Origin of the sequence: Nocardia sputorum, from assembly GCF_027924405.1 — a bacterium.
GTDB classification, from domain to species: domain Bacteria; phylum Actinomycetota; class Actinomycetes; order Mycobacteriales; family Mycobacteriaceae; genus Nocardia; species Nocardia sputorum.
Genome location: NZ_AP026978.1, coordinates 6,220,261 through 6,235,212, shown reverse-complemented (window position 1 = coordinate 6,235,212; position 14,952 = coordinate 6,220,261). Strand labels below are relative to the sequence as shown.

At 66.7% G+C, this 14,952-nt stretch carries 10 protein-coding genes; 8 read left to right on the top strand and 2 right to left on the bottom strand.

Going from position 1 to position 14,952, the window contains the following annotated elements:
- The first annotated feature begins 141 nt into the window (after positions 1-141).
- The 7 genes from hppD to tuf all read left to right on the top strand — a co-directional run bounded on the left by hppD (position 142) and on the right by tuf (position 7,213).
- Entirely contained in the window at positions 142-1,344 is a 1,203-nt protein-coding gene (gene hppD, locus QMG86_RS27890; RefSeq protein WP_281875680.1) for a 4-hydroxyphenylpyruvate dioxygenase, read from the top strand.
- Positions 1,345-1,403: 59 nt separating this feature from the next.
- Positions 1,404-1,925: a DUF3558 domain-containing protein gene (locus QMG86_RS27885; RefSeq protein ID WP_281875678.1), complete on the top strand. Its 522-nt coding sequence runs from the start codon at positions 1,404-1,406 to the stop codon at positions 1,923-1,925.
- Between the two features lie 10 nt (positions 1,926-1,935).
- Complete coding sequence (locus tag QMG86_RS27880) at positions 1,936-2,493, top strand: DUF3558 domain-containing protein (protein WP_281875676.1); 558 nt, start codon at positions 1,936-1,938, stop codon at positions 2,491-2,493.
- A 342-nt stretch (positions 2,494-2,835) separates the two neighbouring features.
- Positions 2,836-3,210 carry a 30S ribosomal protein S12 gene (rpsL, locus tag QMG86_RS27875; protein WP_039801925.1) on the top strand — a complete coding sequence of 125 codons (375 nt, stop codon included), beginning with the start codon at positions 2,836-2,838 and terminating at the stop codon, positions 3,208-3,210.
- 1 nt (position 3,211) lies between these two features.
- Complete coding sequence (gene rpsG, locus QMG86_RS27870; protein WP_014353063.1) at positions 3,212-3,682, top strand: 30S ribosomal protein S7; 471 nt, start codon at positions 3,212-3,214, stop codon at positions 3,680-3,682.
- Between the two features lie 137 nt (positions 3,683-3,819).
- Positions 3,820-5,922 carry an elongation factor G gene (gene fusA, locus QMG86_RS27865; RefSeq protein WP_159849877.1) on the top strand — a complete coding sequence of 701 codons (2,103 nt, stop codon included), beginning with the start codon at positions 3,820-3,822 and terminating at the stop codon, positions 5,920-5,922.
- Between the two features lie 100 nt (positions 5,923-6,022).
- Positions 6,023-7,213 carry an elongation factor Tu gene (gene tuf, locus QMG86_RS27860; RefSeq protein ID WP_063024777.1) on the top strand — a complete coding sequence of 397 codons (1,191 nt, stop codon included), beginning with the start codon at positions 6,023-6,025 and terminating at the stop codon, positions 7,211-7,213.
- Between the two features lie 105 nt (positions 7,214-7,318).
- On the opposite strand, the gene QMG86_RS27855 is transcribed toward tuf, so the two are convergent.
- Complete coding sequence (locus tag QMG86_RS27855) at positions 7,319-7,981, bottom strand: hypothetical protein (protein WP_281875672.1); 663 nt, start codon at positions 7,979-7,981, stop codon at positions 7,319-7,321.
- 93 nt (positions 7,982-8,074) lie between these two features.
- Positions 8,075-9,802 carry a WXG100 family type VII secretion target gene (locus tag QMG86_RS27850; RefSeq protein WP_281875671.1) on the bottom strand — a complete coding sequence of 576 codons (1,728 nt, stop codon included), beginning with the start codon at positions 9,800-9,802 and terminating at the stop codon, positions 8,075-8,077.
- 335 nt (positions 9,803-10,137) lie between these two features.
- Here QMG86_RS27850 and QMG86_RS27845 point away from each other — a divergent pair, with 335 nt between their 5' ends.
- The gene (locus tag QMG86_RS27845; RefSeq protein WP_281875670.1) at positions 10,138-14,940 is read left to right on the top strand and encodes an FHA domain-containing protein; all 4,803 of its coding nucleotides are present in this window, start codon (positions 10,138-10,140) and stop codon (positions 14,938-14,940) included.
- Positions 14,941-14,952: the final 12 nt, after the last annotated feature.

The window sequence follows — 14,952 nt, the reverse complement described above, 5'->3', positions numbered from 1 at the left end:
CCGGGCGGGCTTGCTGCCCGTCCCGCTGATGCTATTCAAATTGTCCAGCATTATCCCCCGGTTGCTAGCCGAAATCGCCACACTGTCTACCGCTAGTTGGCGCTGTTGCCTACTCGGCGGACCCGGCGATTTCCTTGGACCATGACCATCGAGCACCTGCCGGAGACCCGATCCGGCGCCGTTCCCAGCGACGGCGAGCTGCGCACGCTGGTGGGGTTGGTCGACCACGACGCCAGCGGTGACCCGTTTCCGGTCATCGGGTGGGACGCCCTGGTCTGGGTGGTGGGCAACGCCACGCAGACCGCGCATTTCCTGGAATCCGCTTTCGGAATGCGGTTGGAGGCGTACTCCGGCCCGGAGACCGGCAACCGTGATCACAAAGCGTTCGTCCTGCGCAGCGGCGCGGCGCGCTTCGTGATCACCGGAGCGGTGCATCCGGACAGTCCGCTGGTCGCGCACCACGACCGGCACGGCGACGGCGTGGTCGACATCGCACTGGAAGTGCCCGATGTCGACCGCTGCGTGGCGTGGGCGCGCGCACATGGCGCGACCATCCTGGTCGAACCGCACGACGAGACCGACGACTTCGGCACCGTCCGCTCCGCCGCGCTGGCCGCCTACGGCGAGACCAGGCACACCCTGATCGATCGTTCCGGCTACTACGGGCCCTACCTGCCGGGCTATGTCGCCCGCCGCTCCGGCTACCAGCGGCGCGACGGGGCGCCCACCCGGTTGTTCCAGGCGATCGACCACGTGGTGGGCAACGTGGAACTCGGGCAGATGGACGAGTGGGTCGAGTTCTACCGGCGGGTCATGGGTTTCACGAACATGGCCGAGTTCGTGGGCGACGACATCGCCACCGAGTACTCGGCCCTGATGAGCAAGGTGGTGGCCAACGGCAACCACCGGGTGAAATTCCCGCTCAACGAGCCGGCCGTCGGCAAGAAACGCTCGCAGATCGATGAGTACCTGGAGTTCTATCGCGGTCCCGGCGTCCAGCACATCGCGCTCGCCACCGGTGACATCCTCGCCTGCGTGGACGCCTTGCGCCGGGAGGGCGTCGAATTCCTGGAAACACCCGCCGCCTACTACGAGGACCCGGAACTGCGCGCCCGCATCGGCCGGGTCCGCGTTCCCGTCGAGGAACTCCAGCGCCGCGGCATCCTGGTCGACCGGGACGAAGACGGCTACCTCTTGCAGATTTTCACCAAGCCGCTCACCGACCGCCCCACGGTCTTCTTCGAACTCATCGAGCGCCACGGGTCCCTCGGATTCGGGAAGGGGAACTTCAAAGCGCTGTTCCAGGCGATCGAACGAGAACAGGAGGCCCGGGGGAATTTGTGAGGCCGGGGCGGGCGATCTCGTCGAGCCACTCCGGCCGGCGCGTCGGTAGAGTTCTTGCCATGCGGATCAAGTCGGCAGTCGGCATCGCGACAGCCCTGGTGCTCGCATTGGCGGGTTGCGGTTCGGGGGAGGAGACCGAGGACTCGGGTCCGTCGCGCCCGGCGCCGAAAGTGGTGGCGCTCGGCCCGTTCGTCGGGGAGTGTGGTCACGTGACCGACGACGAGGTGCGCAATCTCGGTGGCCTCGGCCAGATCTCCGGGGTGTTCCGGAACGCGGTCGGCTGCAACTGGCAGTCGGCCGGAATCGGTTCCGCCAGTATCACCTTCGCGTCCTACCGGGGCAGTCCCATCGAACGGGAACGGGCGTGGGTGACCGTCAACGGCCGCGCGCCCGATCCGATCAAGGTTTCCGGGCGGGACGGATTCGCCGCCTTGGACCCGGGTGGGACGATCTGCGATCTCGCGGTGCAGCTCGGCGACGATTTCTTCGAGTGGTCGACCAACACCGGCCCGTTCGCCTCGGGCAACCCCTGCGACCGCAGCCGCGCGCTCGCCGAGCTGACTCTGCAACGGATCCAGTGAGGTGTGGCGCGTGAACGTCGGCCGAGACATGCGCAGGCGCGGCGCGTCCGCGGCCGTCGCCGTGGCCCTCGCGTTGTCCGTGGGCGGGTGCGGCCAGGAGATCTCCGGGAACCCGCAGCCGGTGGGCGGCAGCCAGCCGGTCAACACCAGGCTGGACAAGTTGCTGCGCGAATGCCAGATCCTCTCCGAGGATCAGATCGGCAAGGCCATCGGCGAGAGCGTCACGGTCAGCGAGTCGTTCTTCGGGGCGGTCTGCATGTGGGACCTGCTCGGCGCGCCCGGCGGCAACGGCATGGCCACGCTGAACTGGTACGAGAACGGAACACTCAGCAACGAGAAGCAGACGAACAACAAGCTCGGCTACGAGACCACCAATATCACCATCCAGAGCTCGCTCGCGCTGCAGATCCGCAGGCCGAAGGATCCGGACTCCTGCGGTGTGACCGCCAGTGCGCCGGACAACGGCGTGATCGGCTGGTGGATCAATTATCGGCCCGGCTCGGTGCACCCCGATCCGTGCGACGCGGCGAAGAAGCTGATGGAAATGACCTTGAACCTGGCCAGGTAGACGATCATCGGACCGACCCGCTTTGACCCTGTGTCCCGGCCACGGGTATCGTGGATCGCTGTGCCCGGAAGCATGCGGGCAAGTTCGTGCGTGACCGTAGGCCAGCGAGAGCGGCCGACGACTCCAGCGTGCCCGGAATAAGGGCTCCGCGCCGCGCGCGACACGCCCGACCTCGGGACGCGAGAAACGTGGCCGGACGTGCGAGTGAAAGCTCGATGACAGCGGTGTGAACGACGGGCCCGGCAGTGGAAGCTTGCCGCCACGAAGGGCCCCGGGAGCGCCGCGAACTTAAAACAGACATGAAGTCCACACACCGCGTTAACTAATAAGGAAAGCCGGTCTATGCCAACCATCAACCAGCTGGTCCGCAAGGGTCGCCGCGACAAGGTCGCCAAGACGAAGACCGCGGCCCTGAAGGGGAGCCCGCAGCGTCGTGGCGTGTGCACCCGCGTGTACACCACGACCCCGAAGAAGCCGAACTCCGCGCTGCGCAAGGTCGCGCGTGTTCGCCTGACCAGCTCGGTCGAGGTCACGGCCTACATCCCGGGCGAGGGGCACAACCTGCAGGAGCACTCCATGGTGCTCGTGCGCGGCGGTCGTGTGAAGGACCTCCCCGGTGTCCGCTACAAGATCATCCGCGGCTCGCTGGACACCCAGGGTGTGAAGAACCGCAAGCAGGCCCGCAGCCGTTACGGCGCCAAGAAGGAGAAGAGCTGATATGCCACGCAAGGGCCCCGCACCCAAGCGTCCGCTGATCAACGACCCGGTCTACGGTTCGCCGCTGGTTACTCAGCTGGTCAACAAGATCCTGCTGGACGGCAAGAAGTCCACCGCCGAGCGCATCGTCTACGGTGCGCTGGAGCAGGCCCGGGAGAAGACCGGCACCGACCCGGTCGTCACCCTCAAGCGCGCGCTGGACAACGTCAAGCCGTCGCTGGAGGTGAAGCCCCGCCGCGTCGGTGGCGCCACCTACCAGGTCCCGGTCGAGGTCCGTCCGGGCCGCGCCAACACCCTGGCCCTGCGCTGGCTGGTCAACTTCTCGCGGGCGCGCCGGGAGAAGACCATGGTCGAGCGCCTGGCCAACGAACTGCTCGACGCCAGCAACGGCCTCGGCGCCTCGGTCAAGCGCCGCGAGGACACCCACAAGATGGCCGAGTCCAACCGGGCCTTCGCGCACTACCGCTGGTGACGTCTGCCCGGCCCGTCGTCTGGGTCGGGAGGCACAGCCGGAACGCGGCACTCACCGGCCGCGTCCGGCGTTGACATAGAGGCGACCACAGGGTCGTCCCCGATAATCCCAACTAGCTACGAGCGGGGAAGATTTCCGTGGCACAGGACGTGCTCACCGACCTGAACAAGGTCCGCAACATCGGCATCATGGCCCACATCGATGCGGGCAAGACGACCACAACTGAACGCATCCTCTTCTACACCGGCATCACGTACAAGATCGGTGAGGTCCACGACGGCGCTGCCACGATGGACTGGATGGAGCAGGAGCAGGAGCGTGGTATCACCATCACCTCCGCGGCTACCACGTGCTTCTGGAAAGACAACCAGATCAACATCATCGACACCCCCGGGCACGTCGACTTCACCGTGGAGGTGGAACGGTCGCTGCGCGTGCTCGACGGCGCCGTCGCGGTGTTCGACGGCAAGGAAGGCGTCGAGCCGCAGTCCGAGCAGGTGTGGCGTCAGGCCGACAAGTACGACGTGCCGCGGATCTGCTTCGTCAACAAGATGGACAAGCTCGGTGCGGACTTCTACTTCACCGTGCAGACCATCAAGGACCGCCTCGGCGCCAAGCCGCTGGTCATCCAGCTGCCGATCGGCGCGGAGGACACCTTCGAGGGCATCGTCGACCTGGTCGAGAACAACGCCAAGGTCTGGCGCGGTGAGACCAAGCTCGGTGAGCAGTACGAGGTCGTCGAGATCCCGGACGACCTGAAGGAGAGGGCCGAGCAGTACCGCCAGGAGCTGCTCGAGACCGTCGCCGAGTCGGACGAGGCGCTGCTGGAGAAGTTCTTCGGCGGCGAAGAGCTGACCATCGACGAGATCAAGGGCGCCATCCGCAAGCTGACGGTGACCTCCGAGCTCTACCCGGTGCTGTGTGGCTCGGCGTTCAAGAACAAGGGCGTGCAGCCCATGCTCGACGCGGTCATCGACTACCTGCCCTCGCCGCTGGACGTGGAGGCCACCACCGGCCACGTGCCCGGCAAGGAAGAGGAACTGCTCACCCGCAAGCCGAGCGCCGACGAGCCGTTCGCGGCCCTGGCGTTCAAGATCGCGGTGCACCCGTTCTTCGGCAAGCTGACCTACGTCCGCGTGTACTCCGGCAAGGTCGACTCCGGCGCCCAGGTCATCAACTCGACCAAGGGCAAGAAGGAGCGTCTGGGCAAGCTGTTCCAGATGCACTCCAACAAGGAGAACCCGGTGGGCGCGGCTTCGGCCGGCCACATCTACGCGGTCATCGGCCTCAAGGACACCACCACCGGTGACACCCTGTGCGATCCGCAGAACCAGATCGTGCTCGAGTCCATGACCTTCCCGGATCCGGTCATCGAGGTCTCCATCGAGCCGAAGACCAAGTCCGACCAGGAGAAGCTGGGCACCGCGATCCAGCGCCTCTCCGAAGAGGACCCGACCTTCTCGGTCAAGCTCGACCAGGAGACCGGCCAGACCGTCATCGGCGGTATGGGCGAGCTGCACCTCGACATCCTGGTCGACCGCATGAAGCGCGAGTTCAAGGTCGAGGCGAACGTCGGTAAGCCGCAGGTGGCCTACCGCGAGACGATCACCAAGAAGGTCGAGAAGCTCGAGTTCACGCACAAGAAGCAGACCGGTGGTTCCGGCCAGTTCGCGAAGGTGATCATCGCGCTGGAGCCGTTCGTCGGCGAGGACGGCGCGCACTACGAATTCGAGAACAAGGTCACCGGTGGCCGCGTGCCGAAGGAGTACATCCCTTCGGTGGACGCGGGCGCGCAGGACGCCATGCAGTACGGTGTGCTCGCCGGCTACCCGCTGGTGAACCTGAAGGTCACGCTGCTCGACGGCGCCTACCACGACGTCGACTCGTCGGAAATGGCGTTCAAGATCGCGGGCGCGCAAGCGCTCAAGGAAGCGGCTCGCAAGGCCGGTCCGGTGATCCTCGAGCCGATGATGGCGGTCGAGGTCACCACGCCCGAGGACTACATGGGCGATGTGATCGGCGACCTGAACTCCCGCCGTGGTCAGATCCAGGCCATGGAGGAACGCAGTGGTGCCCGTGTCGTCAAGGCGCTGGTTCCGCTCTCGGAGATGTTCGGTTACATCGGTGACCTGCGGTCGAAGACCCAGGGCCGGGCGAACTACTCCATGGTGTTCGACTCGTACGCGGAGGTTCCGGCCAACGTGTCGAAGGAGATCATCGCCAAGGCGACCGGCGAGTAAATGGCTCCCGGCCGTTTGTAAGACCCTATCCCCGTGTCCGCGGGGATGATCCCCGCACTGCTGCAACTGCACGCACCAACAAGTCCAGGAGGACCAAGAAGTGGCGAAGGCGAAGTTCGAGCGGACGAAGCCGCACGTCAACATCGGCACCATCGGTCACGTCGACCACGGCAAGACCACGCTGACCGCAGCGATCACCAAGGTGCTGGCTGACAAGTACCCGGATCTGAACGAGAGCTTCGCGTTCGATCAGATCGACAAGGCGCCGGAGGAGAAGGCTCGTGGTATCACGATCAACATCTCCCACGTCGAGTACCAGACCGAGAAGCGCCACTACGCGCACGTCGACGCGCCGGGTCACGCCGACTACATCAAGAACATGATCACCGGTGCGGCGCAGATGGACGGTGCCATCCTCGTGGTCGCCGCCACCGACGGCCCGATGCCGCAGACCCGTGAGCACGTGCTGCTCGCCCGTCAGGTCGGCGTGCCCTACATCCTGGTCGCGCTGAACAAGGCCGACATGGTCGACGACGAGGAAATCCTCGAGCTCGTCGAGATGGAGGTCCGCGAGCTGCTGGCCTCGCAGGAGTTCGACGAGGACGCGCCGGTCGTCCGGGTCTCCGGTCTGAAGGCGCTCGAGGGCGACCCGAAGTGGTCGGAGTCGGTGCTGGAGCTGATGGCCGCGGTCGACGAGTCCATCCCGGACCCGGTTCGTGAGACCGACAAGCCGTTCCTGATGCCGGTCGAGGACGTGTTCACCATCACCGGTCGTGGCACCGTCGTCACCGGTCGCGTCGAGCGTGGCGTGATCAACGTGAACGAGGAAGTCGAGATCGTCGGCATCCGCCCGGAGAAGACCAAGACCACGGTCACCGGTATCGAGATGTTCCGCAAGCTGCTCGACCAGGGCCAGGCGGGCGACAACGTCGGTCTGCTGGTTCGCGGTATCAAGCGCGAGGACGTGGAGCGCGGCCAGGTCGTCGTGAAGCCGGGCACCACCACCCCGCACACCGAGTTCGAGGGCCAGGCGTACATCCTGTCGAAGGACGAGGGCGGCCGCCACACCCCGTTCTTCAACAACTACCGTCCGCAGTTCTACTTCCGTACGACTGACGTGACGGGCGTTGTGACCCTGCCCGAGGGCACCGAGATGGTCATGCCCGGTGACAACACCGAGATGTCCGTCAAGCTGATCCAGCCGGTCGCCATGGACGAGGGTCTGCGCTTCGCGATCCGCGAGGGTGGCCGCACCGTCGGCGCCGGTCGCGTCACGAAGATCATCAAGTGATTCGCTGAATCGCTGGTAACGGCGCCGCTCCGAAAGGGGCGGCGCCGTTCGCGTTTTCGGGGGCGAACGTGCGAGTGCAACGCCACGCCATCGGCCCTCTTGCGGTCAGCAGGCGTAAGCGCGGCCGACGGCCGGTTCGCGCTCGGCCTCCGGAACCTCGCGCAGGCAGCCGAGCGGAACGACGCCCGCGCTGCTCAACTGGACACCCGTGCGCTGGGCGGGATGCACACAGGTGAGACCGGTCGTCGCGAGGCGGCAGAGGTATTCGCCGAAGGCGACGGTGCTGTCGTACGGCAACGTCGGGCCCTCGCCGTTGATGAAAAGCCCTGGGTCGCCCCGGAATTGGCCCACCGTCAAGCGCTGCCCGGAGTAGGTCACGTAGCCGCCGAACCACTGGCCGTAGCCCTCACCCGGCGCCGGCGCCGGTTCCTGCAACTCGACCATGCAGTCGAACCCGTCGAAACCGAACTCGACGCCGGTGATGCAGCTGATCTTGTGCGTCGGGCTGACGAACGCGATGTCGGCCGCCAGATCTGTCGCCGGGCCCCCGGCGAGCTGCACTTGATGAAATCGAGCGAGATCGACCGGCGAACCTTGCCGAACCCACTCGATCCGATCTCGCAGATCGCCATTCTTGTCCGGCGTCCCCGACTGCGACGGCCCGGTTCCCGCCTGCGACGAGCCCGCCACCGGCTGCGGCTTCCCCGCCGTGATCTGTGCACATCCAGCCAGCAGGAACACCAGACCCACCGCAACCAGCCACCGCATACCGCTCACAGTATCTTTGCGCCGCACTATCATTCACTTCACGACTGGACATCGTGTATCCGTGCTCCGCGCAACCGCGTGGAGACGCAGCGGTTACGCAGTCGTGCGGGAGTTCGCGGTGGTGACCAGGAGGCGGTGCAGCACCTGCGCGGGCGGCGTGGCGTGCGCGGCGTTCAGGATCACGTCGGTGAACGCCTCGGCCAGAGCGGCAGCGGGATGGAACCGTCCGCGGTCGAAGCTGTGGCCACCCAGCTGTGCTCGCCATTCCTGGAAGCCCGACACCGTGCGATTCAGCGATCCCTTGTCCTCGGGGCTCAGCTGCGGCAGGTAAGCCGAGAGCAGCGCCCGCTGTGCGCCGGTGCGAGCGTGGAAGCCGCCTGCTCCGTCGAGCGCCCTGCCGAGTTCCCGCACGATCGCCGAATATACGGGCCGTCGTGCGCATCCCGGTGCGACCAGGCCCGCGTTGTCGGCCGCGATCACGGCTTGCTCCAACTGCTTCGGGTCGGTCGCGACGGGTAGCGCCAGCATGATGCGTGCGGTGGACACCATCTGGTGGGCCGCGCCCGGTGAGCGTTTTCCGGACGCCTCGGAATCGCGCTCGGCATCGGTGAAATCGCGCGATTCGCGAGGCGCCGCGGCCGAATCCCACTGCAGTCGAGCCGTTTCGCCATCCGCCAGTTCCTCGATTCCGATCGCGCGCAGGGCGATCTGCGGGTATCGCGGCAGCACGTCGTCCACTGCGGCGACGATCTCGGTCAGTACCTCTACCGCTACGCCCGGAGTGTCGAAGCCGAAGGCTCGCACGCCGTGGCGCTCGGCCAGTTCTCTGGCGAGACGGGCCGCGACCGACTCGGCGGAAGCGTTCACCTTCCGGTCCGGTTTCTCGTCTTTCTGGTCCGGTCGTGCGGTCGGTCGGCCGGGCATGCGCGGCGGAGAACCGGGTGTGCCCGCGTCGGGGGCGGATACTCTCGGCGGTCGGCCTGCGGCGGCGTTGGACCACGGCGTGCTCGGTCCCGCCGCACCGGCCTGCTTCGCGGCGGCTTGCGTGGCGGCGGCTCGCGAGGCAGCGGCCGGCGTCGTTTCGGCGTTGGCCTTCGTCCACGGTGACGACGGTCGATTGCTCGGCGCGGGACGGGTGAGCGCGGCATCCGCCTGGCGAGTCGGGTTCACGCTGGGGCCGGGCAAGCCCGGCTGCTCCGCGCCTTGATGGTCGGCGCCGTTCGGATTCCCCTCGGCCTGGCCCGGCCGCTGACCGGAGGCGGGCCCGTTGTCGGGTGTGCCCTGGGTTCGATCAGGCGGCGCCGATGAGAGCGGTGACCGATCGGCCGGTGCGGCAGCGGCGGAAGCCGGTTGTCTCGGTGCTGCCGCGGTGACGGCCGCAGTGGGCACGGGAGATCCCGCGAAAGGCTGTGCGGTGGTCGGTACGTCCGCAGCGTCGGGGCCTAGCCGATGGGCGGGACCGGCGTCGATCCGCACTGGAATCGGTGCCGGGTCGTTCTGAAATTTGGTGGCGGCATTGTCGATACGTTGCCCGACGGCCTGGTCCTGGATCTCGAAGTTCTCCGCGAGGTGGCGCAGATCCGTGCCGGCCTGCTGCAGTACCTCGACGAGGCTGTCCAAGTCGGTCATCGTCCGTTGGTATTCCGGAACGTAGGATTCGGCGAACGCGCGGCCTGCGTCGTCTTTGCCCCACGGTTCGCCCGCCCCGGCCAGAGCAGCGCGCAGCTTCTGCACGGTGGCCGCCACATCCGCCCCGATCAGGTCGAACCGCGGTGCGTGGTCGCGCAGCTTGTCCGGGTCGACCGAAAACTTCTCGCCCACACCTACTCCCTACACACTGCTATCCATTGTCGCGGCAGCCACGGTTGCATTTCTCGCCGGCGGGGAGATTCGCCGCCCACGAAGCGTTGGATCCAGGCCGCCTATCCGACGCCCCGAAAAGTATTGGCTGGCGGAATGCCGGATTCGGGGATGTGGGTACGAATCCCCGCCCCATCCAGTAGTTGCATTCTCAACAGTTCATCGCCCTGTCGCGATTCCTATCGGCCACCGCCTCTCCTGGTCAGAGGTGTCGCCACTGTTGGGAATATTGAACGCGCTCCGGTATGTCTAGATGGTCTCGCAGCGACTGTGAGGGTGCCGGGAGGCAAGCTGCGATGGATTCGAGCGGTTTGCTGGCCGAGGTGCCCTCGGCTGTGCGGGAATTGGTCCTCGGTCATTGGCCGGAGACCGACGTCGAGGGAATGCGTCGTAACGGGGACGCGTACCTGGTTGCTTCCGGTGAATTGAACAACTCGGCCGACCGGTACGAGGTCGAGGCGGCGGGTACCGAGCAAGCTGTTGAGGGCGCGACGTCGACGGCGCTGGCCGAACGTCATCGCGTAGTCGTGCAATCCATGCGTGATCAGGCGGCGGTGTGTCAGAGCCTGGGCAAGCAGTGCCACGACGTCGCCGACTCGGCTGTGCAGACGCAACATCTGCTGATCGCGATGGGGATCGCGCTGGCGGCTCAATTGGCCTATGACGCGCTGCTTTTCTTCCAAGGTGGTGGCGCGAAGGCGCTGATCGACCGGATCGAGGCCGAGCAGGCGATGGCTGCCGCGGCTGCGCGACTGGCCGCGGAGGTGGGCGAGCGCGCGGTCGCGGGCGCGGCGCAACGAGCCGCGCTGCACACCGCCGTCCACGCGGCGAAGATCGGCCTTCTGACCAGCGCCGCGATCAGTGGTGGCGCACAGCTGTGGGACCTGAAGACCGGCGTGCGCGACAAGTTCGACGTGGGCGCCTTCTTGGAAATGCTCCTGGGTGGTGTGGTCGGCGGCGTCGCGGGTGCGGAGGTCGGCCGCAGGCTCGCGCCGCGCGTGCTGGGCTGGACGCGCGGCAGAGCGGTCACTCCCTCCGGCCGGCTTGCCGCGCATCTGGGCGGCACGATGCTGCTCGGCGGCGCGGGTGGCCTCGCGGGCGGTCTGGCCGGCGCGGTGCCCTCGGTGTTGATCCATCTGGACGAGATCCACAGCCTGGGGGATCTGTTCAAGATGGTGCGCGAATCCGCGATCACTGGCTTCGGCAGCGGGTTCGTCGGTGCCGCGGGTTCCGCGATCCGGGTCCACGCCGCAGGCCGTAACGCGGTGCGTTCGGACAGCGACGCGCCTCGACTCGGGCTGCGTCACTGGGAATTCGCCTCACGCGTCAACGAGCTGTTGAGCTCGGGTGAACCACTGCGGGTGGAGGCGATCGAGCGCTTCAGCACCGAAGGCAAATCGGCGAGAGTGGTGGAGCGGCTGGTCTTCCACGACGGCACCGAGGTGATCCACAAGGTGGTCTCCGATCCGCAGCACGCGCACGCGGAATTCCTGAGTTCGCTGGTCGGCGACGCGGTGGGCGCACGGGTGCCCGCGGTGCATGTCATCGGCGACCACGTCTACATGGAGGTCGTGCCCGGTACGGTGGCGGCGGAGACGTATCCGCGAAGCGCGTTCCCGCCGGAGGTCCTCAGCGGTCCTGCGGGCATGCGCCAGGGCGTCATGGACGTGCTGATACGCATACCCGACCGCAATGGCGACAACTGGATGGTGGATCCGGCTGGGAACGTGTGGGGAATCGACCACAGCCGCGCATTCGAGAACTTCACCGACGCGCAGTATGTCGTCGGGTCCTTCGCGGAGAACTTCCTGCGCTACGGAGACAACCTCGAAATCTTGTGGAATGACCACGCTCTCACTCGCCCGGAACTGCACGAGATCCGGCAGCGGGTCGAAGAACTGAGCCCGGTCTTCCACGCCGCGGGCCGCCGGGACTGGTACGACGGCATGCTCCAGCGGATGACCGCGTTGGAGGAGCATGCCGCGGGTGGTGGTGACGCCGGGCGTGGGGTCCTGCCGCCCGTGTCACCGCAGTCCCCCGGCTCGGCGCCGGGAATCGTCCCTGGTGACGGCCGGGCGGTGTCCGTCACGCCACGACAAGACCGGCCACCCGGGACCGACGCGTATGGGCGCAACGGCAGACCACCCACACCGCGCGGCGACGAGGTCAGCGGCTCGGCTGTCGCGCCACGAGGCCGCAGGGACCAGCCGCCGCCGCTGCCTCGGAATGCCGATGGCCCGCTCGTGCGGCAGGAGGAGCTGACGCCGCGGGTCCCGGTCGACGAGGTGGCCTCGGATGGTCGGCCACCGGTCCGGGACGATTCGCGTGTCCCGGAGGAGTCGCGGCCGCGTCCTCCGCTCGATGAGGCGGATCCGGCCGGGCGGCAGTCGGCAGCCGATGAGTCTCCGGTGACGCCCAGGGATCCGACGCCTCGCGCCCGGACCGACGAACCGACGTATGACGGCCCGCCGACACGACCGCAGCCGCGGGTCGAGGAACACGAGAAACCGGCGAGTCAGGACGGGTACGTGCTCGCGGGTGCTCCGCCTCCCGCCGGATTCACCCAGTTCTACCGCCATCCCGAGGGTGGCTACGTCGACATGGTGCTGACCGGTCCGGATGACGCGCGCGTTGAGCTGCGCCTGATTCCAGGCCAGGAGTACGTGCTCGGTCGTGGTGACGGCGCGCTGTTGGAACACATGGCCGGCGACAGAGTTTCGCGTCGCCACGCGACGATAACGGTGGACGAGCAAGGCCATGTCCTGCTTCGAGACGACAACTCGACGAACGGCACCTTCGTCGACGGCAAACAGCTGACCGGCGGTCGCTGGGTGCGGATCTACGACGGCCAAGACGTCATGTTCAGTCGCGATCTGGAACTCGGCGTCACGTTCCAGCGTCAGATGGCCGAAGTGCGGCTGTTCGGCAACGACGGACCGGTTCTGAAGCTCCATCGCGGCCAGGAGATCGAGATCGGTCGTGCGATGGTGCACCCGGAAGCGCCCGGGCGCGACAGTATCTCGCGACGCCACGCGATCGTCGGCATGGATGAGAACGGGCGGGTATGGATCCGGGACGTCGGTTCCAGCAACGGCACCCAAGTCAACGGCGATCGGCTCGGCCGGGGGGAGCGTCGGGTACTGGAGCCAGGGGACGACTTGCGCCTCGGCTGGTATGACAGTACGGCGCAATTCGTGCCTACGGATGCGACAACCGGGGTCGATCCGGTCCGCGTGCGAATCGGGAGCGGCGCGGACGCGACACCGGTGCGGCTCGCGCCGGGAGAAACGGTCGTGATCGGCACCGACGAGAGTTCGCCGTTCGCGTCTCAGTTGCGCGGGATCCCCAATGTCGGCGAACGCCATGCGACGCTCGGCCTGGACCACGACGGCCGACTGTGGATCCGCGATCATTCGGGATCCGAAGGAGTGTGGATCAATGGGGACAGGATCGCTCCGAACCAAAGAGTGACGCTCGCCGAAGGCGACAATCTGGGGATCGGTCCGGATTACGTCGGGACCGCCCGGCTCGGCGGCGAGATACGACCGCAGCACCCACCCGCCGAACTGCATTTCGAGCCCTTCAAGCGCAAGCTCCCGATACGCCTCGCACCGGGCCAGGAGGTGGCCGTCGACACCAGTGCACTGAACGGTCATGCGATGGTGATCGGAAGACCGGGCAGGGAAGTCGTCGTCGGGCGCGATCTCGACGGTCGTGTTTGGGTGCGCGACCCGGACGGAGACAGCTGGGTCGGAACCAAGGTCAACGACGAGATCATCCCGGCCGGCGAGAAGCGGTACCTGAACCCCGGAGACAAGGTCTCCTTCGGCGAGGTGTCCAGCAGACTCCAAGTCGGTAACGAAGCGCCGTTGCAGGTGAGATTGGCCGACGACGAGAGTGTGCCTCCCCTCCTGCTGCGTCGCGGCGAGGAGGTGCTGATCGGCCGTGACCTGGAGTCACCGATGGCGAGCCACCTCGCCGACAACCAGAAGGTGTCGCGCCGGCACGCCACCGTCTACCGCGACGAGTACGGAGACGTGTGGCTGCGCGACAACAACTCCTCGAGAGGGACGTGGGTCGACAATGTCAAGGTCGATCCGGACCGGCCGGTGCGGTTGCGCCCAGGCAATCAGATTCGTCTCGGTGATTGGGTGGGCGCGGCTCGATTCGAGGACGGCTTCCGGGGAAGCGCTTCGAGAGCGTTGCCGGTGAAACTGAACAACGTTCACGGCGACGTGTCCCTCGACTTGGCACGTGGTGGCGAGCCACTGCTGCTCGGCCGGGACAGCGCAGAACTACCCGATGGGCTGACCCGCACCAATGAGATATCCCGGCGGCACGCCAGTGTCGGCGTCTACCCCTCCGGCCGGGTCTGGATCCGTGACGAAGGATCGACGAACGGCACCCATGTCAACGGGACGGAGATCGCGCCGGGAACGAAGGTCATGCTGCATCCGGGCGATAGCGTGCGGCTCGCGGACTCGTTCGAGTTCGTCGTCGCCTATCCGCCTCCCGACGGCGGCGCATTCGTGAACATCATCGACCGGACACCCGAGACCTTGCGGATGGTCCAGGATCTCGCTCACGTGCCCAGCCATATCTACGCGCGGGTCAGCGAGCACATGAACGCGGTTCCCGGGGGTGGAATCGTCATCGGCAATCGCCCCATGCTCGAATTGCCCGGCACCGAGAGCCTGGCAGGCAGCACCCCGTACGGCCGAAAGCCGGGAACCAGTTGGGACACCGTACAAGGGGTGTACATGGGTGGGCCGCGCCGCCTGGTGATCAACTCCGGCGGGCGCAGCGGCAGTGAGCAGGTGGTCTTCCACGAGTTCGGGCATGCCGCCGACGCGGCGTACGGTACCGGTGGGAGATGGCTCAGCGACGCCCAAGAGTGGCGTGATCTGCACGCCACGATGATGCAGACCATCGGAAAACATCGCAAATGGAACGATTATTACGACCGGCGCAGCGAGGCCTTCGCCGAAGCTTTCACGGCCTGGATGCACGGCGGCACCGCTAAGCTTCGCAAATTCGCCCTCGGTAACGACCAGATCGCCCAGCAATTGAAGGATTACTTTGACCGCGTATTCGGATGACACGAGCCCACC